We start from the raw sequence: 24,713 nt of genomic DNA on the forward strand, positions 1-24,713 counted from the left end.
TAGGACGCCGCCGAACAAATTTTATGGAAAACCCCCGCATCCTCGCGATGCGGGGGTTTTCTGCGTTCCAGTCCCTTTAAGGTTCAGCCATGCGCTATGACCTCGTGATCTTCGACAACGACGGTGTCCTGGTGGACAGCGAGCCGATTTCCAACCGGCTGCTCGCCGGGTATCTGACCGAGCTGGGGTACCCGACCTCGTACGAGGACTCGGTCCGGGACTATATGGGGTCCGCGCTGCACCGGGTGCATGACCTCGTCGAGGAGCGGACGGGGGAGAAGCTGCCCGACGACTTCGACGAGGTCTTCCACCGGCGGGTGTTCGCGGCGTTCGAGCGGGAGCTGGCGCCCGTCTCCGGGATCGAGGACGTGCTGGGCAAGCTCGTCGCGGACGGGATGCCGTACTGCGTGGCGTCCTCGGGGAGTCATGAGCGGATCCGGGTGGGGCATCTGACGACCGGGCTCGACCAGTGGTTCGAGGAAGAGTGGATCTTCAGCTCGGAGGATGTGGGGAGAGGGAAGCCGGCGCCGGATCTGTTCCTGCACGCGGCCGAGCGGATGGGGGTCGCGCCGGGGCGCTGCGCCGTCGTCGAGGACAGTCCCCTCGGGGTCCAGGCCGCCGTCGCCGCCGGGATGGACGTGTACGGGTTCACCGCGATGACGCCGGCCGGGAAGCTCGCCGGGGCCACCCGGCCGTTCTCGCGGATGTACGAACTGCCCGCGCTGCTCAGCTGAACCGGGCCGCTCTGACATTTGTCACGCGGAGGTCCTGACGGTCGTTTCTACTGCCGGACCCCCTCCAGCGGCCACTCTGAGGGCATGACGACGAACCGGCAGGGACAGCGGAAGCAGTCGAAGAGGAACCCCTTCGCCCCGCTCATCGTGGATGTGGCGGTGCCGCTGGGGGTCTACTACCTGGCCAAGGAGGCGTTCGGGACCAGTACGTTCGCCGCGCTGGCGTGGAGCAGCGTGGTGCCGGCCGTGCGGACCGGGTGGGGGCTCGCGAAGGAGCGGGTGCTCAAGGGGCTGCCGCTGCTCATCCTCGTGGTGAACCTCACCGGGCTCGCGCTCAGCTTCGTCTCCGGGGACCCGCGGCTGATGCTGGTGAAGGACGGTGCCGTCAGCAGCGTCGTAGGCATCGGGATTCTGGTCTCGGTGTTCGTCGGGCGGCCGATGATGACGGAGGGGATCAAGCCGTTCCTCGTGCAGGGGGACGCGGCGAAGGAGGCTGCCTGGGGGCGGCTGGCGCGGGGGGAGTCGGCCGCGGCCGTCGAGTTCCGGCGGCGGGAGCGGCTGTTCTCGGTGCTCATCGGGGTGCCGCTGGTCCTGGAGTGCGTGGTGCGGGTGATCGGGGTGTACCTGCTGCCGGTCGGGGTGATGGTGTGGCTCGGGTCGGTGCTGCTCGCCTGCGCGATCGGTACCGGGATCGTCCTCGGGCGGCGGCTGGCGGGGAAGCCCATGTTCCGCATCCTCGGCGAGGAGGCCCGCCGGGAAGCTGAAGGAAACTCATCTTTGGCTGGATCTACCCACGGGTACGACGGAGGCCTACGCTCGCGGCCATGACAGAAGTGCTCCGGCGGGGCCGGGCGGCGTTGGCGTTCGGCTTCTTCGCCCAGGGGGCCGCGTTCGCGCTCCTCGTGACGCGTATCCCCGCGATCCAGGACCGGTACGGCGTGTCCGACGGGCTGCTGCCCGCCTATCTGGCCGCCGTGCCGGTCCTGGCCGGTGCCGGGAGCCTGAGCGCCGAGCGGGTCGTACGGCGGGTGCCGGCGAGTGTGCTGCTGCGGTGGGCCCAACCCGTCGTACTGCTCGCGCTCGTCGGGGTCGGGGCCGGGGACCGGGAGGTTCAACTCGGCGTCTCGCTCGCCGTGTTCGGGCTGGCGGTGGGGGCGCTGGACGCCTCGATGAACATGCTCGGGGTGAGTCTCCAGCGGGCGTACGGGCGGAGCATCATGCTCAGCTTCCACGCGGCCTTCAGTCTCGGGGGGATCGTCGGGGCGTCGCTCGCCTGGGCGGGCGCGCACTGGGAGTTGGCGCTGTGGGTGCTGTATCTCCCGGTCGCCGCCGTGCTGTTGCCCGCCGTGCTGATCGGCAGCCGGTGGTACGTCGACGGGGCGCCCGAGCCGGCCGCCGTCAACTCCCCTGGTTCCGCGCCCCACTTCAAGCTGCTGCTGCCGCTCTGCCTGGTCATGGCGTTCGCCTACATCGGGGACTCGACCGTCTCCAACTGGAGTGCCAAGTACCTCCAGGACGTGCTGGGCAGTTCCGAGCAGCTGGCGACCGTGCCGTACAACGTCTATATGGTGACGACGCTCATCGGACGGGCCGTCGGGGACTACGGGGTACGGCGGTTGGGGGCGGCGGTCGTCGTGCGGGTGGGGGCGCTGGTCGCGGCCGGGGGGTTCGCCGTGGTGGCGCTCGCGCCGGGGGCCTGGGTGGGGATGCTCGGGTTCACGCTGGTCGGGGTCGGGCTGTGTGTGCTCGTACCGCAGACCTTCGCCGCCGCCGGGCGGCTCTTTCCCGGGGCCTCCGACGCCGCCGTCGCGCGGCTCAATATCTTCAACTACGTGGGGTTCTTGGTGGGTTCGCCGCTGGTGGGGGCTTTGGGGGACGCGTGGAGTTATCGGGGGGCGATGCTGGTGCCGATGGGGCTGGTGCTCGTGACCGTGGTGTACGCCCGCTCGTTCTCGGCCACGGAGGAAAGATACGGTGGCGGGCATGAGCGGTCGCGCACAGCTGATGTGGGACGAGGGAGTGACGGGCTATGACTTCGGGCCCGAGCATCCGATGGACCCGGTACGCCTGGAGCTGACCCGGGAGTTGGTGGGGGCTCTCGGCCTGGACCGGGAGGTGGATGTCGTCACGGCGAAGCCGGCTGGAGAATCGACTCTGCGCCTTGTGCACCGCGAGGACTACATCGAGGCGGTGAAGGCGGCGTCGGCCGATCCGGCGGCGGCTGACGGGTCGTACGGGCTCGGGACGGTCGACGATCCGGCGTTCCGGGGGATGCATGAGGTCAGTGCGCTGATCGCCGGGCTGTCGGTGGGGGCGGCGGAGGCGGTGTGGCGGGGGGACGTGCTGCACGCGGTGAACTTCGCGGGCGGGCTGCATCACGCGATGCCGGGGGCCGCCGCCGGGTTCTGCATCTACAACGACGCCGCCGTCGCCATCGCGCGGCTGCTGGAGCTGGGGGCGGAGCGGGTCGCGTACGTCGATGTCGACGTGCATCACGGGGACGGGGTCCAGGCCGCGTTCTGGGACGATCCGCGGGTGCTGACGATCTCCTTGCACGAGCATCCCCGGACGCTGTTTCCGCAGACCGGGTGGCCTGAGGAGACCGGGGTCGAGGGGTCCGCTGTGAATGTGGCCTTGCCCGCCGGGACCGGGGACGCGGGGTGGGTGCGGGCGTTCCATGCCGTGGTGCCCGAGCTGGTCGCCGATTTCCGGCCCGATGTGCTCGTCAGTCAGCATGGCGCCGATACGCATTTCGAGGATCCGCTCGCGCATCTGGCGGTTTCGCTGGATGCGCAGCGGGCGGTGCAGGTGGCCTGCCATGAGTTGGCGCACGCCCATGCCGGGGGGAAGTGGGTCGCGCTCGGTGGGGGTGGGTACGCGGTCGTGGATGTGGTGCCGCGGTCGTGGGCGCATTTGGTGGGGGTGGCGGCGGGGCGGGAAGTCGATCCTTCGGCGGTGATTCCTGATCGGTGGCGGCAGGAAGTGTTCGCGCGTACGCGGCAGTTGGCGCCGGTGCGGATGACTGATGGGCGGTGGCCGGTGGGGTGGCGGGAGTGGGAGGGGGGGTATGACCCCGCGGATCGGGTGGATCAGGCGATTCTCGCTGCGCGGCGGGCCGTTTTTCCGTTGCGGGGGCTATTGGCTTAAGGGGGGTGCGTGGAGCGGTAGTTGGGCGGCTTCCCGCCGTGGGTGGTTTTGCGCCCACGCGGCGGAGCCGCGAATCGATGCGGCCCCGCGCCCCTAAAAAGCCGGCGGACCCTGGGTTTTAGGCCGGGCGGGCTCCGCGAACCCAAAAAGCCGGACAAGCAGCCCTCTGTCCCGCCAGCATCTCCTCGTGCCTACGACCGACAAGATTGAACCCCACCCCCTCCTCGCCCACCTCCTCCGCACCCACCTCGCCGGACCCGTCTCCACCACCCGGGAGCGGAGTCTCCGTCACTACCGGCTCTTCGCCGCCCGTGACCCCCGCGTTCTGCTCGGGATCGATCCTCAAGGGGACTGGGACGTTCCGGAGTTGGTGGGGCTGATGGCTCGGGAGTGTGGGGTTTCGGACGATGTGGGGTGGGTTTCCGGGCAAGATGTGATTGATCCGCTCAAGACCATCGCCGCCCTCGACGCTTTCGCCGCGCGGCTGCGGGAAGTAGCTCTCCGTGGTGGTCCGGTGTTGGTGGGAACGGGGCATCCAGGGCGGCTCAGCGGGTTCTACGAGGGGATTGTGGACACTTTGTCGTCAGTGGGGTGTGATGTTCTCACCCCGGCGCAGGGTCGCTCTGTCGACATAACGACCCGGTTCGGTCTACGTACGCACCACCTCGCGTACGTACGGGGGGTCGGCATGGTTTTCGAAACGGGCGTCGAACGCACCGGTTGTGCGACCGGCGCGCACACCCACTCCCCGCTCCCGGTTCGGCTCGCCCTGGACGCCGCCGCGGCGGCCGGCGGACCGCTGCCGGAGCTCGTCATCGGGGACCACGGATGGGTCTGCGGGGCAGGTCAGCTGGGGTTTGAGGCCATTGGTCTGGCCGATACGGATGACCCCGCGCTCTTCGTGGGGCAGGCCGAGGGGACCGTGTCCGTCGTCGTTCCGGTTGATGACGCTGTGCGGTCTGATTACTACCGGCCGCTGACCCGCTACGTACTCAATCGAGCGTGTCTGTCACAGTAGGCCTGCGATGGGTGCACCTCTTCCCCACTCGCATCACCCGCCCCTACATTGGGGAGTGAGCACGCAACGACGAAGAGTCACCGGAAGGGGAAGCCGGTGGCCGTCGAGTGCGGAAGGCACAGGTGTTGTCATGGCAGCTGGCGAGAGGCCTCTCAACGAGGTTGTGTTCCTTACCGTGGCGGAGGTCGCCGCGGTGATGCGAGTGTCGAAGATGACCGTGTACCGCTTGGTGCACAGCGGTCATCTGCCCGCGATCAGGGTGGGGCGGTCCTTCCGCGTCCCCGAACAAGCGGTGCACGAGTACCTCCGCGAGAGCTACGTGGGGGTGGAAACCGCCTGACGACCGGCCGGGGGGATCAACGGCACAGGGCACTACCGGTCTCCCCGGCACCCCTCGATTACAACCTCACCGCCCGAGCGGGTTAGGCTAGCCCCTCGTAGGTCGTATGGGCCCATGGCGCCCAGCACCGAGTGATGAGAAGTGAGCGAGGGTAGTCGTGGGCTCTGTTATCAAGAAGCGGCGCAAGCGGATGGCCAAGAAGAAGCACCGCAAGCTGCTCAAGCGCACGCGCGTTCAGCGTCGTAACAAGAAGTAAGCCACGGAGCTTATTTCTACGGCGTTCGCCGCGCAGGCGTGTTGTGGCCTCTCACCGGCAACCGGTGAGAGGCCACACGCATATCCACGGGCGCCTATTGGCCTCTTTTAGATCACCCATAAATGGTCATGCCCATATTGGGGTCATCACAGCGCAACACCGAACCGCTAAGTTGGCTTCCACGTCGGCGGTGGCAGGTCCTGGAAGGAAGGCGCTGATCTTGGGGAAGGTCGTGCTCGTGACCGGAGTGGCCCGCAGGCTGGGGGGCCGGTTCGTGCGCAGGATCCTGCGCGATCCGCAGGTCGACCGGGTGATCGGCGTCGACGCCGTCAGGCCCGGACACCATCTGGGCGGCGCCGACTTCGTCCTCGCGGACATACGGCAGCCCACGATCGCGCGGGTGCTGGCCGAGAGCGGCGCCGACACGGTCGTCCACATGGATGTGACCGCGACCGCGCTGGGCAGCGGGAGCCGGGCGACGGTCAAGGAGACCAACGTCATCGGGACCATGCAGCTTCTGGGGGCGTGTCAGAAGTCGCCTTCCGTCAAGCGGCTGGTCGTGAAGTCCAGTACCAATGTGTACGGTTCGGCCTCGCGTGATCCGGCCGTCTTCACCGAGACGACCTCCGCCAAGTCGCTGCCCAGTGGCGGGTTCGCGAAGGACACCGTCGAGGTCGAGGGGTATGTGCGCGGGTTCGCGCGGCGGCGGCCCGATGTCGCCGTGTGCGTGCTGCGGTTCGCCAACATCCTCGGGCCCGGCGCCGAGACGCCGCTCGCCTCCTACTTCGCGCTGCCGGTGCTGCCGACCGTCTTCGGCTACGACCCGCGGCTTCAGTTCGTGCACGAGGACGACGTCGTCGAGGTGCTGCGGCTCGCCTCGCACGACCCCGGGCGCGGGGCGCCGGCCAGCGGGACGTTCAATGTCGCGGGTGACGGGGTGCTGCTGCTCTCGCAGTGCTCGCGGCGGCTCGGGCGGCCGACGGTCCCGCTGCTGCTGCCGGCCGTCACCTGGGCGGGCTCGCTGGTGCGGACGCTCGGGATGACCGACTTCTCGCCGGAGCAGATCCGGCTGCTGACCCACGGGCGGGTGGTGTCGACGGCCCAGACGCGCGAGACGCTCGGGTTCACGCCGAGGTACACCACCGCCGAGACCTTCGCGGACTTCGCCCGCAGCCAGGGCCCCGGGCTGCTGCCCCCGGAGCGGGTCGCGGACGCCGTGGACCGGCTCGCGGCCCTGCCCCCGCTCAACCCGACGCCGAGCGCCAACTGAGGAGCGCAGCAACGATGGCGGACGCCAAGGTCATTCCGTTCGACGACGACCGGACCCGGGCGGGGGCCGCCGCGCGGCCGGCCCGGCGGCGGGGGCTGCCGGGACGCAGGCGCGGCGCCGGCGAGCCGGGGGGTACGGCCCGCGAGGTGCGCGAGATCACGCAGCCCGAGCCGCTGCCCGTCGCCCCCGCGCGGCCCGATGATGTCCCTGTGACACCTGATTCCCTGGAGCGGCGCATCGCGGGCGGCCTCTCCTTCCTGCGCCGCCGGCTCACCGGGGACTACGAGGTCGACGACTTCGGCTTCGACGAGGAGCTGACCGACCAGGTCCTGATGTCGCTGCTGCGGCCGGTGTACGAGAAGTACTTCCGGGTCGAGGTCAAGGGCATCGAGAACATCCCCTCGGAAGGCGGCGCCCTGGTCGTCGCCAATCACTCCGGGACGCTTCCGCTGGACGGGCTGATGATGCAGGTCGCCGTCCACGACCACCACCCGGCCGACCGGCATCTGCGGCTGCTCGCCGCCGACCTGGTCTTCGGCCTGCCCGTCGTCAACGAGCTGGCCCGCAAGCTCGGGCACACCCTCGCCTGCGCCGAGGACGCCGAACGGCTGCTCGCCCAGGGGGAGTTGGTGGGGGTCATGCCGGAGGGGTTCAAGGGGCTCGGCAAGCCGTTCGGGGAGCGGTACAAGCTCCAGCGGTTCGGGCGGGGCGGGTTCGTCTCCACGGCGCTGCGGCAGGGGGCGCCGATCGTGCCGTGCTCGGTCGTCGGCGCGGAGGAGATCTATCCGATGATCGGCAACGCGAAGACCCTGGCGAGAGTCCTGGGCTTCCCGTACTTCCCGATCACACCGACGTTCCCCTGGCTCGGCCCGCTGGGCGCCGTCCCGCTGCCGACGAAGTGGACCATCCAGTTCGGGGAGCCGATCCCGACGGACGGGTATCCGCCGGAGGCCGCGGACGATCCGATGCTGATGTTCAACCTGACCGACCAGGTACGGGAACAGATCCAGCACACGCTGTACAAGCTGCTGGTGCAGCGCCGGTCGGTGTTCTTCTAAAGGGGTTTCTTCCAAAGAGGTTCGCTACGACGACGAGGGCGCCCCCTGCGACAGGGGGCGCCCTCGACTCTCGTACCCGTGACGCTAGTTCGCGTCCTCGCTGTCGATCCCTAGGCCCGGCAGAAGGCCGGGGAGGAGCGGCGGGATCGTGACGTCCGGCGGGGTCGGGGTCACCGGGGTCGGGGGCAGGGGCGGGACGGGCGCGGCCGGCGGGTCGAGGAGGCCGCCGGTGTTGCCGCCCAGGAGGCCGTCGGCGGGGGACGCCGTCGAGGGGTGGGCCTGGGGGTGGGTGCTCTCCTGGGCGCCCGCCGACGGGTGGCCCGGGGTCGCCGGGGTGCTGTGGGCCGGGGCCGTCGTACCCGGGCGGGTCTCCTGGCCGTGGCTCCTGCTCTGGCCCGGTGCGGGGGGCTGGGGCAGGAGCGAGCGCAGCGGGGCGACCTCTTCGTCTATGGCGTCGAAGACCTGGGTGACCTGCTGGCCCATGTCGCCGAGCTGGACCGGGAGGGCGCCGCGCATCGCGCCCCACGCCTCGCGGTGGGAGCGGGAGAAGGCGGAGAGGGCTTGGATCGGGCCGAGGGAGTCGGGGTCGCGCTCGTACGCCTCGTGCAGCAGGCGGTGGCCCTCCGTCGCGTCCTCGGTCATGCCCGCCAGCGTGCGGCGGATCTCGCCCAGCGACTCATGGTCCATGTGCCCGCCCCGGCCGCGCTCCAGGAGGCGGCGGGCCTCGCTGAGCCGGGTGGAGGCCTGGTCCAGGTACGCCTGGCCGCGCTCGGTCTCGTTCTCCGACAGGTAGTTGAGCTTGAAGTCCTCGATGCCGCGCTTCAGGCCGTACAGGGAGTCACCGGGCAGCGCGTCCGAGCTGGCGGCGGCGACTCCGCCGAACGCGCCGGCCGCCACCCCCACACTCAGTCCGCCGGCGGTGAGCCCCTTGGCGAGGCGGCTCCTCGGCCGGAGTTTTCCCAGCGCCCGGTGTTTCGCCGCCCGGGCGCCGCGCTGCTCGGGGACGGACGGGGCCTCGCCCCCCTGCATCAGGGCTTCCATGGCGGCGACCAGCTGCGCCCGCTGGACGACCTTGACCTCCGGGTCGAACTCCGGTTTCGGCAGCCGCGCGAGACCCGCCGTCAGGGACAGCAGCCTGCCCTGTTCGGTACGGTCCGCGCCGGCCGGCGCCGGGGTCGCTCCTTCGGCCTCCTCGGCCGCCGGGCCCAGGCCGGACTCCTCCAGGGCCTGGGCGAAGGCGTTCGCCCGCCGGTGCGCCGATACGTTCGCGATCACGGGCGGCACCTCCTCTCGTCATGACGGTCGACTCCCTTGGGGTCCTGAGGGTTGCACACACAGGGAGCCTGTATCCCGCTCAACGAATGGCGCGGCACATGGGTTACGGACTGCGGATGATCGGATCGGGAAGGCAACTGACTTTCACTGACGGTGAGTTGGTGGTCGCGCTCAGCGCGCGTCTTCCGGGAGCAGCCGGGCCAGGGTCCGGACCGCGCGGTACTGGAGGGTCTTGATCGCGCCCTCGTTCTTCCCCATCACCCTGGCCGTCTCGGCGACGGAGAGTCCTTGGAGGAAGCGGAGCGTCACGCACTCCTGCTGCTGGGGGTTGAGCCGGCGCACGGCGTCCAGGAGGGCGGCGTTCGACAGCGACTCCAGGACCGAGTCCTCCGGGGAGCGCTCGACCTCGTTGGCGTCGAGCATCTCGCCGGTGGTCACCTCCAGCCGGAAGCGGCTCGACTTGAAGTGGTCGGCGACCAGGTTGCGGGCGATCGTCACCAGCCAGGCGCCGAAGTCGCGGCCCTGCCAGGTGAAGGTGCCGATCCTCCTGAGCGCCCGCAGGAACGTCTCACTGGTGAGGTCCTCGGCGGTGGCCTTCCCGCCCACCCGGTAGTAGATGTACCGGTAGACGGTGTCGCTGTACTGGTCGTACAGCCGGCCGAAGGCCTCGGCCTCGCCGGACTGGGCGCGTTCGACCAGGTCCATCATGCGGGCGCTGTCGCTGTCCGCGGCGGGGCGACGGGGCGCCGGGGGTGCGGCGGCGGTCGTACGACCGCGTCTGCCGACGGCGGCGCCGCCGTCGGCGAGTGCGTAGCACGGGCCGACGGGGAGGGCGGTGGCGGTGGCGAAGGCGGGGACGCCGTACGCGGTCGGGACACAGCCACGCAGGGTTTCCTTCAGCGTTGCGATCGAATCGCGCAGCGTAGCCAGGCCCGAGGCGTCAACCCCGACGTATGGGTACACGGGACTCCCAGAGGCAGAGCTTTCATCACGTGCAGTGCGGGACCGTTCACCCGTCGTAGGGGTGGAGGGGTACCGGAATGCGTCTGAGGAGAATAACGCTTCGTGAAGGTGCTGCTACGCCGAGTTGCTCAAAACTTCGAATACGTTGAGTTTGTCATCGGTTGAGGGCAGATCAAGTTCCCGTTGCTGAGCACTTGTTGACCGGAAGTGATCAGTTCTTGACGGGGGACAGGGCGTGTTGAAGTACGTGTGCGCTGGCCGGACGGGGCCTCGCGCTGGATACGCGGGTGATCGCGCCGTAAACCTCAACTACCGCCTGCGGCGGCTCAACGCGATCGCCGCGGCCGTACCGCCGGCCACCGCGCCGACGCCCGCCGCGGCCGGGATGCCGACCTTCGCCGCTTTGCGTCCCGTCCGATAATCACGCAGACGCCAGTCCAACTTGCGGGCGTGCTTGCGCAGTTTGGTGTCCGGGTTGATCGCGTAGGGGTGGCCGACGAGCGAGAGCATCGGGATGTCGTTGTGGCTGTCGCTGTACGCGGCGCAGCGCGACAGGTCCAGGCCCTCCGCCGCCGCCAGCGCCTTGACCGCCTCCGCCTTCGCCGGGCCGTGCAGCGGCTCGCCCACCAACTTGCCGGTGTAGACGCCGTCCACGGACTCCGCGACGGTGCCGAGCGCGCCGGTCAGGCCGAGGCGGCGGGCGATCACGCGGGCGATCTCCACCGGGGCCGCGGTGACCAGCCACACCTTCTGACCGGCGTCCAGGTGGGCCTGGGCGAGGGCTCTCGTGCCCGGCCAGATCCGCTCGGCCATGTACTCGTCGTAGATCTCCTCGCCGATCGACTGGAGTTCGGCGACGCGGTGGCCCTTGACGATCGACAGCGCGGAGTCGCGGGCCTCCTGCATGTGCTCGGGGTCCTCGACGCCGGCCAGCCGGAACCACGCCTGCTGCCAGGCGAAGCGGGCCAGGTCGCGGGTCTCGAAGAACTTGCGCTTGTACAGGCCGCGGCCGAAGTGGAAGAGGGCGGCGCCCTGCATCACGGTGTTGTCGAGGTCGAAGAACGCGGCGGCCTTGTCGTCGCCGGGGACCGGGAACTCCGGTTCCGTGCCTTTTGTGTCCTTCGTGTTCTTCTGCTGCGGAGCCTCAAGGGCTTCGTCCTCTTTGGAGGATTTGCGTGCGGCCTCCGCCGCGGCCTCGCCGGCGAGCACGCTCCGCGCCGTCGCGGGGCGCCTGCGGGGGGTGAGCCATCCGAGAGCGGCCATGGACGTGAGCATAGCCAGTTTGTTCGGGGAGTTCGGATCGGAGAGGTTCGGAGGGCGTGAACTCTGCGCGACACAATGGCTGCCATGAGTCCCCTCTTCCGCCGCAAACCAGCCGAACCCGCCGGACCAGTCGAACCAGCCGATCATCACGTCACCCTCATCGCCAAGCCCGACTGCCATCTCTGCGAGGACGCCGAGCGGATCGTGGGGAAGGTCTGCGCGGACCTGGGCGTCTCCTGGGAGAAGAAGGACATCACCCAGGACCCCGCGCTCCACGACCGGTACTGGGAACAGATCCCGGTCGTCCTGGTGGACGGGGCGCAGCACACCTTCTGGCGTGTGAACGAGGAGAGGTTGCGCAAAGCACTGACCGACTAGTCCAAAGCGGTCGGAAAGTCGCTTAGGATCGATGGCGAGTTGGTCTCGGGGGCGGGATTCGCGAGGAGCGTGAGCGGTTTTGCCCCCAGGAGTGAAACGCGTGACCCCGGTCACGTTGGCCGGGCAAATCGGACACCATCTTTGTGCACGCGTTCACAAAGACATAGCCTGCTGTCGACGGGGCGGTCCGGGGACGCGAAGCCGCCCACAGCCCCGCTCTACCCGCAGGAGCACCGTGGCAACTGGCCGAACTCACCGACCGGCGACCCGCAGCCGAGGGATTCCCGAGGCCACCGTCGCCAGGCTTCCGCTGTACCTCCGAGCCCTGACCGCGCTGTCGGAGCGCTCGGTGCCCACGGTCTCCTCCGAGGAGCTGGCGGCGGCGGCGGGAGTCAACTCCGCCAAGCTGCGCAAGGACTTCTCCTACCTGGGTTCGTACGGAACGCGCGGTGTCGGCTACGACGTCGAGTATCTCGTCTACCAGATCTCCCGCGAGCTCGGGCTCACCCAGGACTGGCCGGTCGTCATCGTCGGCATCGGAAACCTCGGCGCCGCCCTCGCGAACTACGGCGGGTTCGCCTCCCGCGGCTTCCGGGTCGCCGCCCTCATCGACGCCGATCCCGCGATGACCGGCCGCCAGGTCGCCGGGATCACCGTTCAGCACAGCGACAGCCTGGAGCGGATCATCCAGGACGACGGCGTCTCCATCGGCGTCATCACCACCCCGCCCGGCGTCGCCCAGCAGGTCTGCGACCGGCTCGTGGCCGCCGGGGTCACCTCCATCCTGAACTTCGCGCCGACCGTCCTCGCCGTCCCCGACGGCGTCGACGTCCGCAAGGTCGACCTCTCGATCGAACTCCAGATCCTCGCCTTCCACGAGCAGCGCAAGGCGGGCGAGGAGACGGCGGCCGGGTCCGCGCCGGCGGCCGTCCACCCGCCCGCGCACGGCGACGAGCAGGGACCCGACGGGGACGTACCCGCCGTGATGCCGGCATGAGTCTCCTCGTCGTCGGCCTCAGCCACCGCAGCGCTCCCGTCAGCGTCCTGGAACGCGCCTCCCTCTCCGGGGACGCGCAGCTCAAGCTGCTCCAGGACACCGTCGCCGCCGAGCCCGCCGCCGAGGCCGCCCTCCTGTCGACCTGCAACCGCATCGAGCTGTACGCCGACGTCGACAAGTTCCACGCCGGGGTCGCCGAGCTGTCCACGCTGCTCGCCCGGCACAGCGGCGTCGGCCTCGACGAGCTGACCCCTCACCTGTACGTGCACTACGAGGACCGCGCCGTCCACCACATGTTCTCCGTGGCCTGCGGCCTGGACTCCATGGTCGTCGGCGAGGGCCAGATCCTCGGCCAGCTCAAGGACACCCTCGCCAAGGCGCAGGAGCTGCACTCCGCGGGCCGGCTCATGAACGACCTGTTCCAGCAGGCCCTCCGGGTCGGGAAACGGGCGCACTCCGAGACCGGCATCGACCGGGCCGGGCAGTCCCTCGTCACCTTCGGCCTGGAGCAGCTGGCGCGCGGCACCGACGTCGCCGGCTGGGCGCGCGGCAAGAAAGCGCTGGTCATCGGCGCCGGCTCGATGTCGTCGCTGGCGGCGGCGACCCTCGCGCGCGCCGGGGTCGCGGAGATCGTCGTCGCCAACAGGACGTTCGACCGCGCCGAACGCTTGGCCGAAATACTGAACGACGGTGACGCGGACGTGACGGCCCGCGCGGTCCCGATGGAATCGGTGCCGGGCGAGCTGGCACGTGCCGACCTGGCCGTCTCCTGCACCGGGGCGACCGGGCTCGTGCTGAGCGCCGCGGACATCGCGCGCGCGGTGGAGGGCCGCACCGGCGCCGCCGCCGTCCTCACCCCGGCCGCCGCCGACGCCGTACGGCCGCTGCCCGTCACCTCGATCGGGAGTGACGAGGGGTGTCCGCTGGACCTCGGGGCCGTGCGGCAGGGGTTCTCCGTCGCAGGGGACGCCGCGGTCGCCGGGATGGACGCGGCGACGCTGGAGCAGCACGCGGCCTGGGTCGACAAGGGCACCAGCGGGGCCGTCGACCGGCGCTTCGAGAAGGAGGCCGAGGTCATCGCGGCCCTCGCGGCGACCGCGCAGGCGGGCGTACGGATCCCCGAGCGCCGTAAGCCGGAGGCGATCGAGTCCTGCGAGCCGGTGCTGTGCCTGCTCGACCTCGCGATGCCCCGGGACATCGACGCGGCGGCGCACCGGGTGGCCGGGGTGCGGCTCGTCGACATCGAGTCGCTCGCCGAGGCCAGCGCGGACGCGCCGATGGCGGCGGACGTCGACCAGGTGCGGCGGATCGTCGCCGACGAGGTGAACGCTTTCTCCGCCGCCCAGCGGGCCGCGCACATCACGCCGACCGTCGTCGCGCTGCGGACCATGGCCGCCGACGTCGTCGCCGGCGAGATCGCCCGCCTGGAAGCCCGGCTGCCCGGGCTCGACGACAAGCACCGCGCGGAGATCACGCAGACCGTCCGCCGGGTCGTCGACAAGCTCCTGCACGCGCCGACCGTACGGGTCAAGCAGCTCGCGGCCGAGCCCGGCGGCGCCGGGTACGCGGACGCGCTGCGGACCCTGTTCGACCTCGACCAGGAGACGGTCGCGGCGGTGTCCCAAGCCGCGCCGGCCGCTCCCTCCGACGAGAAGGGGCCCGGCGCATGAGACCACTGAGACTCGGCACCCGGCGCAGCAGACTCGCCCTCGCCCAGTCCGGGCAGATCGCGCAGCAGGTACGGCAGCTCACCGGCCGGCCGGTCGAACTCGTCGAGATCACGACCTACGGCGACACCTCCCGCGAACAGCTCGCCCAGATCGGCGGCACCGGCGTCTTCGTCACCGCGCTGCGGGAGGCGCTGCTGGGCGGCGAGGTCGACTTCGCGGTTCACTCGCTCAAGGACCTGCCGACGGCGCAGCCCGACCGGCTGGCGCTGGCCGCCGTACCCGTACGGGAGGACCCCCGGGACGTGCTGGTCGCGCGGGACGCGCTGCGGCTTGCCGAACTGCCGCGCGGGGCGCGGATCGGGACCGGTTCGCCGCGCCGGACGGCCCAGCTGAACGCGTACGCGCGGGCGCACGGCCTCGACCTCGCGGTCGTACCGGTGCGCGGGAACGTCGACACCCGGATCAAGTTCGTGCGCGACGGGAAGCTGGACGCGGTCGTGCTGGCCGCCGCCGGGCTCAACCGGATCGGCCGCGCGGCGGAGGTCACGGACGTCCTGGCGCCCGACATCGTTTTGCCCGCCCCCGGCCAGGGGGCCCTGGCGATCGAGTGTGCCGCGGACCACGCGGACCTCATCGCCGCGCTCGGAGAGCTCGACGACCCGTTCACGCGGGCCGCCGTGACCGCCGAGCGTTCCCTGCTCGCCGCCCTGGAGGCCGGCTGCTCCGCCCCTGTGGGCGCGCTGGCCGACCTGCTGGCCGACGGGCAGATTGTCAAGGAAATGCGCCTGCGGGCGGTCGTCGGTACGGCCGACGGCACCCGTACGGTGCAGCTGTCCACCACCGGTCCCGTGCCCGAGACGCACGACGGGGCGATGACGCTCGGTCGCACACTCGCAGCCGAGATGCTTGCCCAGGGCGCGGCCGGTCTGATGGGGGAGCGAGCACAGTGAGCCCCACCAACCTTTCCGCCGGCCTGGAACACGGTCACGTCACCTTCCTGGGAGCGGGGCCCGGTGATCCGGGGCTGCTGACCTTGCGCGCTGTCGAAGCACTGGCGGGCGCGGACGTCCTCGTCGCCGAGCACGAGGTGCTCGACGTCGTACGGACGCACGCCCGTTCAGGTGTCTCCGTGGTGCCCACAGACCCCCCTCCAGGCACTTCTTTCCCTCAGCCCACTGTTGTTGACGCCTCGTCAACGACCGTGGCACTCCCCGCGGTGCGGGATGCGGCACATCTTGTCATGGAGGCCGCGCGGGGCGGCAGGCGGGTGGTGCGGGCGGTGTCCGGGGACCCGGGCCTTGATACGTACGCCGCCGCCGAAATGCTCGCCTGCGCCTCCGCCGGGGTGCCTTTCGAGGTGGTTCCTGGTGTTGCGACGGCAGTTGGGGTGCCCGCGTACGCGGGGGTGCCGCTGCGGGACGCGCAAGGGGCGGACGTCCGGTTTGTGGACGCGCGGTCCGCGTCCGACCGGTGCTGGACGGAGGTGGGCGCCTCCGACGGGACGGTCGTCGTCTCCACGACGCTCGACGCGGTGGCCTCCGCCGCCGGCGAGCTGGTCTCCGCCGGACGCAAGCCGGACACCCCGCTGACCGTGACGGTCGCCGGTACGACGACCCGGCAGCGGACCTGGTCCGCGACCCTCGGGACCATCGCGCAGACGCTGAAGCAGGCCAAGGTGCTGCCCTCGCCGGAGGGCTCGCGGCCGGTGATAGCGGTCGTCGGCGACCGGTCGGCGCCGGCGCAGCGCGACCAGCTGGCCTGGTTCGAGTCGAAGCCCCTGTTCGGCTGGAGGGTCCTCGTCCCGCGGACGAAGGAGCAGGCGGCGTCGCTGTCCGAGCAGCTGCGCTCCTACGGGGCCGTGCCGCACGAGGTCCCGACCATCGCCGTCGAGCCGCCCCGCACCCCGCAGCAGATGGAGCGGGCCGTCAAGGGGCTGGTGACCGGGCGCTACGAGTGGATCGCGTTCACCTCGGTCAACGCGGTGAAGGCGGTGCGGGAGAAGTTCGAGGAGTACGGGCTCGACGCGCGCGCGTTCGCCGGGATCAAGGTCGCGGCGGTCGGCGAGCAGACCGCCAAGGCGCTGGTCGCGTTCGGCGTGAAGCCCGACCTGGTGCCGAGCGGGGAGCAGAGCGCGGCCGGGCTGCTGGAGGACTGGCCGCCCTACGACCCCGTCTTCGACCCGATCGACCGGGTGTTCCTGCCGCGCGCCGACATCGCCACGGAGACGCTGGTCGCCGGGCTCATCGACCTCGGCTGGGAGGTGGACGACGTCACGGCCTACCGGACCGTGCGCGCCTCGCCGCCGCCGGCCGAGACGCGGGAGGCGATCAAGGGGGGCGGGTTCGACGCGGTGCTCTTCACGTCGTCGTCCACCGTCCGCAACCTGGTCGGCATCGCCGGCAAGCCGCACAACGTGACGGTCATCGCCTGCATCGGCCCGGCCACCGCGAAGACGGCCGAGGAACACGGCCTGCGGGTGGACGTGATGGCTCCGGAGCCGTCGGTCCAGGCGCTGGCGGAGGCGCTGGCCGACTTCGGGATACGGAGGCGGACGGCGGCACTGGACGCGGGGGACGCGGTGACGCGGCCCAGCGAACGCAGGCCCGGAGGGCGCAGGCGCCGGGCCACCTGAGCAGTTTCGGGACGGGGGTCCCGGCCGGCCTTCAGGGTCGACACCCCGTCGGCAAAGGGACCCCTTCCGCAGGCGTAGCGTGGGCGTATGGCTCAGTACGGTTCTTTTCCCGGCGCTCGGCCCCGGCGGCTGCGTACCTCTCCTGTGATGCGGCGGATGGTCGCCGAGACGCGGCTGCATCCGGCCGACTTCATCCTGCCCGCCTTCGTGCGTGAAGGGGTCAGCGAGCCCGTTCCGATCAAGGCGATGCCCGGGGTCGTGCAGCACACCCGGGACAGCCTGAAGAAGGCCGCCGCCGAGGCCGCCGCCGCCGGAGTCTCCGGGATCATGCTCTTCGGGGTGCCCGAGGAGGACAAGAAGGACAACCTCGGGACGGCCGGCACCGACCCCGACGGGATCCTCCAGGTCGCCCTGCGGGACGTGCGCGCCGAGGTCGGCGACGACCTGCTCGTCATGTCCGACCTCTGCCTCGACGAGACGACCGACCACGGGCACTGCGGGGTCCTCGACGACCAGGGGCGCGTCGACAACGACGCCACCCTGGAGCGGTACGCCGAGATGGCGCAGGTCCAGGCCGACGCGGGCGCGCACGTCGTGGGGCCCAGCGGGATGATGGACGGGCAGATCGGCGTCGTCCGCGACGCCCTCGACCAGATCGGGCGGGAGGACGTCGCGATCCTCGCCTACACCGCCAAGTACTCCTCCGCCTTCTACGGTCCGTTCCGCGAGGCCGTCGGCTCCTCGCTGCGGGGCGACCGCAAGACCTATCAGCAGGACCCCGCCAACTGGCGTGAGTCCCTGCGGGAGTTGGCGCTGGACGTGGAGGAGGGCGCCGACATGGTCATGGTCAAGCCGGCCGGTCCTTACCTCGACGTCCTGGCGCGGGTCGCCGACGCCGTGGACCTTCCCGTCGTCGCCTATCAGATCTCCGGCGAGTACTCGATGGTCGAGGCCGCCGCCGAGAAGGGGTGGCTCGACCGGGAGCGGGCGATCTTCGAGACGCTGACCGGGATCCGGCGGGCGGGGGCGCGCAGCATCCTGACGTACTGGGCGGTCGAGGCGGCGCAGAAGCTGGATGGCTGGCAGCGGCAGTAGGCGGTCGGCGGGTGGCTGGCAGTAGCCGGTCGGCGGGCGGGCGCTGAGTGCGGCAACCGGGCTTCGCGTGTAGGTAGTTGACTGTGTCTCACCTATCCGCACGGAGGCCCCATGTCCGGTGACGCGCTCGACCTCGACCCCGCTGAGCTGCGCAAGCGGATCGACTCGGCCAAGGCGCACCCGGCGCGCGTCTACGACGTCTTCCTCGGTGGCAAGGACCATTACCCCGTCGACCGGGAGGCGGCCGCCGCCGGGCTCGCCGCCAACCCCCGGGGGTACCTGGACGTCCGGCACAACCGCGACTTCCTGCGCCGCGCCGTCACCCGGCTCGCGCGAGAGGACGGGGTGCGCCAATTCCTGGACGTCGGGACGGGGTTACCGACCGCCGAGAACGTGCACCAGATCGCCCAGCGGACGATCCCCGAGGCGCGGGTGGTGTACGTCGACAACGACCCGGTCGTCCTCGCCCACGCCCGCGCCCTGCTGACCTCCGGCCCCGCCGGGCGCACCGATTACATCGACGCCGACCTCGACGACCCCGCCCAGATCCTCGAACGGGCCGCGCGGACACTGGACTTCACCGAGCCGGTCGCGCTGTGCCTGGTCGCGATCCTGCACTTCGTCACCGACGAGCGGGCCTACCCGGTCGTACGGGAACTGATGGCCGGGCTGCCCTCGGGGAGCCGGCTCGTGCTCAGCCATCTCACCGACGAACTCCATCCGGTTCCCACCAGGGCGGTTCAACGGGCCTACACCGAGCGGGGGTTCACGTTCGTGTTCCGGTCGGCGCGGGAGGTGCGGCGGTTCTTCGACGACACCCCCGGGCTCGTCCTCGACACCCCGCCCGGCGTCGTGCCCGTCCACCACTGGCACCCCGGCCCCGCCCCCGCGCCGCCCGCGATCGGACCGGAGGAGTTCGCGGCGCTGGACGGCATCGGGCGCATCCGCTACCGGGACATCAACGACGTGACGGACGACGACATCAATGTGTACGGAGCCACGGGAACCAAGAGGTGATCCCGTCCCCGCCGGTCCTGACGTCCACCTGGACCCGGTCGGCGCAGGTGGACGTGCGGATCTCGTAGTGGGAGGTACGGCCGTCCTGGACGACCGACGACGACGTCCACGAGGAGTTCTCGCGCGCCGAGCAGCGTGAACTCGCGTCCGAGAACAGGTCGTCGCCGTACGCGACGGCCGCCGCGAGCGCCGCGAGGGCGATCGCCACGACCGCCAGGGTCCGGGCTGGGAAGGTCATGCCTTCAGGGGTACCCGGGGGGCTCCCGCTCCGGTCGGCTCAGGGCCGGTAAACCGCCCGATCGGGCGGCGCGGAGGCGCGGGGCCCGGGGGTCAGTCCCACCAGAAGTGCCAACTCCGCGCCCCCACCAGGGTCTTGGCGTATCCCTCCAGCGTGTCGCCGTCCGTGCGCAGGACCGCGTACGGGCAGAAGCCGAGGTGTTCCAGGGCGATTCCCCCGGCCTCCTCGGGGGTGGTGGGCGGAGCGGCGACGGAGACCGTCAGGCGGTCGTAGGACAGGGCGACGAGGCGTATGCCGAAGCGGTCCTCCCAGGAGCGCAGGACGGCGCTCAGGCGGGCCGCGTCGTCCTCGTAGTTGGCGGCGCCGCACCAGCCGAGCGCGGCGGGCAGGTCGGCGCTGCGCCGGGCCGCCGGGACGAGCGCGAGGTGGAGCTTGGTGTACGGCGGACCCGGGTCCTCCGCGAGGGAGTCGGCGACCTCGGCGGCCCGGCTGTCGGGGTCGGCGGCGAGGGGGAGCGCCGGGGCCGGGCCCGGCCACTCCTCGTCGTCGGCCGCGTCCTCCTCCCAGTACTCCTCCAGGATGTCCTCCGCGTCGTGGTCCCCGGGGTAGCTCGCCTCGCCGGGGACGAACTCCCAGCTCTCCGGGCCGCCTTGGGGGTCGCCGGCGTCGACGAGGACGGGGAGGAGGCCGGCCCGCGCGGCGGGGGAGCCGAGGGCCGACCACGTGCCGGACGCGGCCGGCTTCTCCGCGTGCCACAGCACCGGGCCGCCGCCGCCCTCGGTCGCGTCGATCAGCCTGCCGGGCGGCAGTCGCAGGCCGAGGGAGCGGCCACTGGGGTCGGTCGCGAGCTTCGGGAGGGGGTTCGGGAGAGTCGCCATGCCAGTGACTGTAGGCGCTGCCACTGACAACGGCGTTTCAGCCTGCCAGCATCGGCAACGACGCCAGGTGTTCTTCCGGTACGCCGAACGCCTCGGTGAGGCGCGGAAGTTCACCGGCGAGCCGCGCGGTGAGCGCCGCACGGGCGTGCGGGAACGCCCGCACCTGGTCGGCGGCCAGGGCGCCCGCCGCCAGCAACATGCCCTCGTACGGCCGCAGATGGCGCAGCAGGAAGAGGCGGTGCAGGTCGGTGAGGAGGGGCTCGTCCTCGGCGCGGGCGCAGGCGCGGGCGAACGCGTCGGACGCCTGGCCGAGGGCGTAGGTCTCGACCAGCTCCAGGGCGGGGGTCGAGGCGTTGTTCCAGCGGGTGAACGTCCCACTTTCCGCGCTGCCCGTCCGCGTTCCCGTCGCGCTGCGCAGTGCCGCCCGCGCGGACAGGTGCCAGTGGCGTTCGGCGGCGGAGAGGGCCGCCCGCAGGAACGTTACGGCCATGGCGTCCTCGTCGCCGGTCGCCCGGACCGGCGCCGGCGCCGGATCGTGCCCGAAGATCATCTCCGCGCCCGCCTTCGACCACACGGCGAGGTTGTCGCCCTCGGCCGTGATCGCGCCGTCGATGTTCCCCGCGTACTCCGCGAGCCCGTTCGCCGGGAACAGGCCGCGCGCGCCGCAGCGTTCGCGGCACTCGACGGCGATGTCCCTCGCCCGCCAGGTGATCCAGCCCTTGGCCACGGCCACCAGGCGTTCCGCCGCCGCGCGTTCGGCCGGGGCGCAGGCCGTCCAGCGGTCCATGACGGACCGGTGCAGGAACGTCATCGCGTACGCGGTCGCCGTGTGCTCCAGCAGGCGTCCGTGGTGCGAGCGGTACGCGCTGATCGGCACCCTGCGGTCGCCGCCGGCCGGCCCGGAGACCATGCGGGACCCCGCGTACCGCACGGCGGTCGCGAGCGCCGCCCGCGCGCCGCCCAGGGTGCTCGCGCTCATGCAGAGCTTGCCGACGGTGACCCGGCCGATGCTGCCGAGGAAACGCTTCCTCGGGCTGCCGAGCGGGCTGGTGACACTGCCGTCCTTCTCCAGCCGCCCGTGCGCGCCCTGGAGCAGGGCCGTGCGGGGGAGGCGTACGTCCGTGAAAGCGGTCACGCAGTGGTCGACCGGGCTGCCGATGCGCGGGGGCAGCGGCTCGATCTTCACGCCGGGCAGCGGGCCGTGCTCGTCCGTCAGCGGGGTCAGGAAGAGGAACACGCCCTCGTCGCGGTCCTCCACCAGCAGCCGCGCCGCCACAACCGCCGTCTTGGGCCCGCCAGTTGGGCTGGTGTTCGGCATGTACTTCGTCGCGCCCGCGTGCGGGGTGTCCAGGACGAACTCGTCGGTGTCCAGGTCGTAGCGGGCCGTCGTCTCCAGGGCCGCCGCGTCGTTGCCGTGGTCCGACTCCGTGCACAGGAAGGTGCCGACGCGGGCCAGGGACGTGTACGGGGTCAGGTCGCGGGGGGCCGACTCCGTGTCCGCGAGGAGGCTGCCCAGGAAGAGGTTGTAGTGGATCGAGGCGAGGGAGGTCGTACCGCCGTCGACCACCGACGTCCACTCGTGCAGGGCGGCGAGCTGTCGGGGGTCGTTCACCAACTCCTCGGTGGAGCAGGGGAGTTCGGACTGGAGGTAGCGGAGGCGGGCGTACGCCTGGCGCCAGCGCTCCTCGGTGGTCGCCTCGGGGTGGTGGCGGAACAGGCCGGCGGTGATCGTACGGCGGTGATGTGCGTGCAGGGCGGGGCCAGTTGGGCCGTCCGCGAAGAGGAGGTCGGGCAGGGGGAGACATGGTGAAGTGATCGACATGTCCTGCATATCTGCCGGGGGCGTGCTCAAGTCACGATCTTGCGGGGGATTTCTGCCCCGGGGTTCTCGCCGGCAGCGGGAAGGGGGTCCACGCCTCGCGTGAACCCCCTTATGGATCGCCCTAGTTGTGCGATCAGAGCTTCTCGGGCGTCCTGATGCCCAGCAGGCCCATGCCCCGGTGCAGAGTGCGGGCCGTCAGGTCGACCAGGAAGAGGCGGTTCTCCTTCTGCGCGTCCGTCTCCGCCTTCAACACCGGGCACTGGTCGTAGAACGACGTCAGCAAAGACGCCAACTGGTAGAGGTACGCGGCGAGTTTGTGCGGCTCGTAGCCCGCCGCCACCTCCAGCACCGTCTCACCGAACTGGTCCAGGTGCAGACCCAACGCCCGCTCCGCCGGGGCCAGTTCCAGCTCCGGGTGGGCCGCCGGGACCGTACCCTCCGCCTTGCGCAGGATCGACTGGACACGGGCGTACGCGTACTGGAGGTACACCGACGTGTCGCCGTTCAGCGAGACCATCTGGTCCAGGTCGAACTTGTAGTCCCGCACCGCCGACGTCGACAGGTCGGCGTACTTCACCGCGCCGATGCCCACATGACGGCCGTTCTCGACGATCTCCGCCTCGGTCAGGCCCACCTTGCCGGCCTTCTCCCGCACGACCGCCGTCGCCCGGTCCACCGCCTCGTCCAGCAGGTCCTGGAGCTTCACCGTCTCGCCCGCCCGCGTCTTGAACGGCTTGCCGTCCTTGCCGAGGATCGTGCCGAACGCCAGCTGCACGGCGGTGACTTCATCGTTCAGCCAGCCCGCGCGGCGGGCCGTCTCGAAGACCATCCGGAAGTGCAGCGCCTGGCGGGCGTCCACCACGTACAGCAGCGTGTCCGCCTTCAGGTGGAAGACGCGGTCCCTGATCGCCGACAGGTCGGTCGCCGCGTAGCCGTAGCCGCCGTCGGACTTCTGGACGATCAGCGGGACCGGGTTGCCCTCCGGGCCCTTGATGTCGTCGAAGAACACACAGAGCGCGCCCTCCGAGCGGACCGCCACGCCGGACTCCTCAAGGAGCGCGCACGTCTCGGCCAGCATGTCGTTGTAGCCGGACTCGCCGACGATGTCGGGGTCGCGGACCTCCATGTCCAGCTTCTCGAAGACCGAGAAGAAGTAGATCTTCGACTCGTCGACGAACTTCTGCCACATCGCGAGCGTCTTCGGCTCACCGGCCTGGAGCTCGACCACCCTGCGCCGGGCCCGGACCTTGAACTCCTCGTCGGAGTCGAAGAGTTTGCGCGCGGCCTTGTAGAGCCGGTCCAGGTTGGACATCGCCTCGTCGCCGGTGATCTCGGCGTCCTTGTGGTCCAGTTCGGTCGGGTGCTCCTCCAAGTACTGGATGAGCATACCGAATTGGGTACCCCAGTCACCGATGTGGTGCCTGCGGACGACGCTCTCGCCGGTGAACTCCAGGATCTGCACGACCGCGTCGCCGATCACCGCCGAGCGCAGGTGGCCGACGTGCATCTCCTTCGCCACGTTCGGCTGGGCGTAGTCGACGACCGTCGTGCCCGGCGCGGGGGCGTACGGGACGCCGAGGCGGCCGGTGTCGTCCGCCGCGCGCGCCGCGAGGTTCCGCGTGATCGCGCTGTCGGCGATCGTGATGTTCAGGAAGCCCGGGCCCGAGACCTCGATGTCCTGGATCAGGGCGGGGGCGCTCACGCGCGCCACGACCTGCGTCGCCAGCTCGCGCGGGTTCGCCTTCGCCTTCTTCGCGAGCGCCAGGATGCCGTTCGCCTGGTAGTCCGCCCGGTCGCTACGTCGCAGCAGCGGGTCCGCGCCGGCTGCCTCCGGCAGGGTGGCCGAGAGGGCGGACGCGAGGTGCTGCTGGACGGAGTCGCTGAGGGACGTGACCGAGGTCATGGGGTGGGAGCCGTTCTCCTCGTGGGATGGGTATACGCGGCAAGTATCCCATGGGTGGTAAAGGGGTTTCCTGGCGTGGGTGAGCTGGGGGGATGGGCCGGGGGTGGAGGTCTTCCCTTGGCGGGGGCCCGTTCTGGCCCTAGGCATGGGGCATGACTCTTACCTCCGTTTCTCGTAAGGCTCCTCGGGTGCGGGCCGGGCTTGTCGCCTTTGGGGCCGCTGTTCTTGCGCTCGCCACCGCCGGGACGGCCACCGCTGTTCCCGTGGGGGCCGCCGCTCGGGTCGTCTCCGTCGAGGGGAAGACGTTCCGGCTGCGCATGGTCGCCTCCGGGCTCGATGTCGTCGGGGGGAGCGGGACCGTGCATGTCTCCGGGAGCGGGTACAACCCCGCTCAGGCCGTCACCGTCTCGTTGTGCGCGATTCCTGAGGGGGTGACTGTCGGGGACACGTCCACCTATACGCGGCAGCCGGCTCCCTGTCTCGGCGGGGCCGGGGCCGTCACCGAGTCCGATGACGGGGCGTTCGCCGCGGATCTCGCGGTCAGGGCCGGGGTCGGTGGGGGTGCTGTGTGCGGGGGGACTGTGCGGTGCGCGATCGTGAGTAAGTCGACGAAGTCGGGCGATCGGGCGTACGACCAGTACATCAAGGTCAACTTTGGCTGAGGTGGCATGTAGTTGTCCGGCTGCGGCGCCGTCGTGGCTTGTCGCGCAGTTCCCCGCGCCCCTTAGACGGCGCTGCCGCGCCGTAGTTGGGTTCGCT

At 70.9% G+C, this 24,713-nt stretch carries 24 protein-coding genes; 17 read left to right on the forward strand and 7 right to left on the reverse strand.

Going from position 1 to position 24,713, the window contains the following annotated elements; translation table 11 throughout:
* Nucleotides 1-89: 89 nt before the first annotated feature.
* The 9 genes from ACYUD3_RS37155 (at nt 90) to ACYUD3_RS37195 (ending at nt 7,823) form a co-directional block, all read left to right on the forward strand.
* Complete coding sequence (locus ACYUD3_RS37155; RefSeq protein WP_470980479.1) at nt 90-734, forward strand: HAD family hydrolase; 645 nt, start codon at nt 90-92, stop codon at nt 732-734.
* Nucleotides 735-818: 84 nt separating this feature from the next.
* On the forward strand, nt 819-1,562 hold the full coding sequence (locus ACYUD3_RS37160) for a VC0807 family protein (protein ID WP_470980482.1): 744 nt from the start codon (nt 819-821) through the stop codon (nt 1,560-1,562).
* Entirely contained in the window at nt 1,559-2,767 is a 1,209-nt protein-coding gene (locus tag ACYUD3_RS37165) for an MFS transporter (protein WP_470980485.1), read from the forward strand. The genes ACYUD3_RS37160 and ACYUD3_RS37165 overlap by 4 nt, the downstream gene beginning before the upstream one ends.
* The gene (locus tag ACYUD3_RS37170) at nt 2,718-3,881 is read left to right on the forward strand and encodes an acetoin utilization protein AcuC (protein ID WP_470980488.1); all 1,164 of its coding nucleotides are present in this window, start codon (nt 2,718-2,720) and stop codon (nt 3,879-3,881) included. The genes ACYUD3_RS37165 and ACYUD3_RS37170 overlap by 50 nt, the downstream gene beginning before the upstream one ends.
* Nucleotides 3,882-4,068: 187 nt before the next feature.
* The gene (locus tag ACYUD3_RS37175) at nt 4,069-4,899 is read left to right on the forward strand and encodes a phosphatase (RefSeq protein ID WP_470980491.1); all 831 of its coding nucleotides are present in this window, start codon (nt 4,069-4,071) and stop codon (nt 4,897-4,899) included.
* Nucleotides 4,900-5,029: 130 nt separating this feature from the next.
* Complete coding sequence (locus ACYUD3_RS37180) at nt 5,030-5,239, forward strand: helix-turn-helix domain-containing protein (protein ID WP_067299677.1); 210 nt, start codon at nt 5,030-5,032, stop codon at nt 5,237-5,239.
* A gap of 157 nt (nt 5,240-5,396) precedes the next feature.
* Nucleotides 5,397-5,495 carry a 30S ribosomal protein bS22 gene (locus ACYUD3_RS37185; protein ID WP_003948845.1) on the forward strand — a complete coding sequence of 33 codons (99 nt, stop codon included), beginning with the start codon at nt 5,397-5,399 and terminating at the stop codon, nt 5,493-5,495.
* Nucleotides 5,496-5,715: 220 nt separating this feature from the next.
* A complete protein-coding gene (locus ACYUD3_RS37190; RefSeq protein WP_470980495.1) occupies nt 5,716-6,765 on the forward strand; it encodes an NAD-dependent epimerase/dehydratase family protein in 1,050 nt (349 codons plus the stop codon).
* 14 nt (nt 6,766-6,779) lie between these two features.
* Nucleotides 6,780-7,823: a lysophospholipid acyltransferase family protein gene (locus tag ACYUD3_RS37195; RefSeq protein WP_470980498.1), complete on the forward strand. Its 1,044-nt coding sequence runs from the start codon at nt 6,780-6,782 to the stop codon at nt 7,821-7,823.
* A gap of 84 nt (nt 7,824-7,907) precedes the next feature.
* Here ACYUD3_RS37195 and ACYUD3_RS37200 read toward each other — a convergent pair whose 3' ends face one another.
* From ACYUD3_RS37200 to ACYUD3_RS37210, 3 genes are all read right to left on the reverse strand, one after another.
* Nucleotides 7,908-9,098: a DUF5667 domain-containing protein gene (locus ACYUD3_RS37200; RefSeq protein WP_470980501.1), complete on the reverse strand. Its 1,191-nt coding sequence runs from the start codon at nt 9,096-9,098 to the stop codon at nt 7,908-7,910.
* Nucleotides 9,099-9,269: 171 nt separating this feature from the next.
* Nucleotides 9,270-10,061 carry an ECF subfamily RNA polymerase sigma factor, BldN family gene (locus tag ACYUD3_RS37205; protein WP_470980504.1) on the reverse strand — a complete coding sequence of 264 codons (792 nt, stop codon included), beginning with the start codon at nt 10,059-10,061 and terminating at the stop codon, nt 9,270-9,272.
* Nucleotides 10,062-10,370: 309 nt separating this feature from the next.
* Nucleotides 10,371-11,324, reverse strand: a complete 954-nt coding sequence (locus ACYUD3_RS37210; RefSeq protein ID WP_470980507.1) for an HAD family hydrolase — start codon at nt 11,322-11,324, stop codon at nt 10,371-10,373.
* An 84-nt stretch (nt 11,325-11,408) separates the two neighbouring features.
* On the opposite strand from ACYUD3_RS37210, the gene ACYUD3_RS37215 reads away from it, so the two are divergent.
* The 7 genes from ACYUD3_RS37215 to ACYUD3_RS37245 all read left to right on the forward strand — a co-directional run bounded on the left by ACYUD3_RS37215 (nt 11,409) and on the right by ACYUD3_RS37245 (nt 19,113).
* Nucleotides 11,409-11,702, forward strand: a complete 294-nt coding sequence (locus ACYUD3_RS37215) for a glutaredoxin family protein (RefSeq protein ID WP_470980510.1) — start codon at nt 11,409-11,411, stop codon at nt 11,700-11,702.
* A gap of 235 nt (nt 11,703-11,937) precedes the next feature.
* On the forward strand, nt 11,938-12,699 hold the full coding sequence (locus tag ACYUD3_RS37220) for a redox-sensing transcriptional repressor Rex (protein ID WP_470980513.1): 762 nt from the start codon (nt 11,938-11,940) through the stop codon (nt 12,697-12,699).
* Nucleotides 12,696-14,369, forward strand: a complete 1,674-nt coding sequence (locus ACYUD3_RS37225; RefSeq protein WP_470980516.1) for a glutamyl-tRNA reductase — start codon at nt 12,696-12,698, stop codon at nt 14,367-14,369. The genes ACYUD3_RS37220 and ACYUD3_RS37225 overlap by 4 nt, the downstream gene beginning before the upstream one ends.
* On the forward strand, nt 14,366-15,319 hold the full coding sequence (hemC, locus tag ACYUD3_RS37230) for a hydroxymethylbilane synthase (protein ID WP_470980519.1): 954 nt from the start codon (nt 14,366-14,368) through the stop codon (nt 15,317-15,319). The genes ACYUD3_RS37225 and hemC overlap by 4 nt, the downstream gene beginning before the upstream one ends.
* The gene (locus ACYUD3_RS37235) at nt 15,316-17,001 is read left to right on the forward strand and encodes a bifunctional uroporphyrinogen-III C-methyltransferase/uroporphyrinogen-III synthase (RefSeq protein ID WP_470980522.1); all 1,686 of its coding nucleotides are present in this window, start codon (nt 15,316-15,318) and stop codon (nt 16,999-17,001) included. Before hemC ends, ACYUD3_RS37235 begins: the two co-directional genes overlap by 4 nt.
* 87 nt (nt 17,002-17,088) lie before the next feature.
* Nucleotides 17,089-18,096: a porphobilinogen synthase gene (hemB, locus tag ACYUD3_RS37240; RefSeq protein ID WP_470980525.1), complete on the forward strand. Its 1,008-nt coding sequence runs from the start codon at nt 17,089-17,091 to the stop codon at nt 18,094-18,096.
* Between the two features lie 111 nt (nt 18,097-18,207).
* Entirely contained in the window at nt 18,208-19,113 is a 906-nt protein-coding gene (locus tag ACYUD3_RS37245; RefSeq protein WP_470980527.1) for an SAM-dependent methyltransferase, read from the forward strand.
* On the opposite strand, the gene ACYUD3_RS37250 is transcribed toward ACYUD3_RS37245, so the two are convergent.
* The 4 genes from ACYUD3_RS37250 to argS form a co-directional block, all read right to left on the reverse strand.
* A complete protein-coding gene (locus ACYUD3_RS37250; protein WP_470980530.1) occupies nt 19,079-19,351 on the reverse strand; it encodes a hypothetical protein in 273 nt (90 codons plus the stop codon). The genes ACYUD3_RS37245 and ACYUD3_RS37250 overlap by 35 nt on opposite strands.
* A 92-nt stretch (nt 19,352-19,443) precedes the next feature.
* Nucleotides 19,444-20,229, reverse strand: coding sequence for a DUF4253 domain-containing protein (locus tag ACYUD3_RS37255; protein WP_470980533.1), 786 nt, complete (start codon nt 20,227-20,229; stop codon nt 19,444-19,446).
* Between the two features lie 37 nt (nt 20,230-20,266).
* On the reverse strand, nt 20,267-22,081 hold the full coding sequence (locus ACYUD3_RS37260; RefSeq protein ID WP_470980536.1) for an acyl-CoA dehydrogenase family protein: 1,815 nt from the start codon (nt 22,079-22,081) through the stop codon (nt 20,267-20,269).
* Between the two features lie 103 nt (nt 22,082-22,184).
* Nucleotides 22,185-23,954: an arginine--tRNA ligase gene (argS, locus tag ACYUD3_RS37265; RefSeq protein ID WP_470980539.1), complete on the reverse strand. Its 1,770-nt coding sequence runs from the start codon at nt 23,952-23,954 to the stop codon at nt 22,185-22,187.
* Nucleotides 23,955-24,106: 152 nt separating this feature from the next.
* Between argS and ACYUD3_RS37270 the strand changes: the two genes are divergently transcribed.
* A complete protein-coding gene (locus ACYUD3_RS37270) occupies nt 24,107-24,616 on the forward strand; it encodes a hypothetical protein (protein ID WP_470980542.1) in 510 nt (169 codons plus the stop codon).
* Nucleotides 24,617-24,713 lie beyond the last annotated feature (97 nt).

The sequence above is a fragment of the Streptomyces sp. AMJ-169 genome (assembly GCF_055597585.1).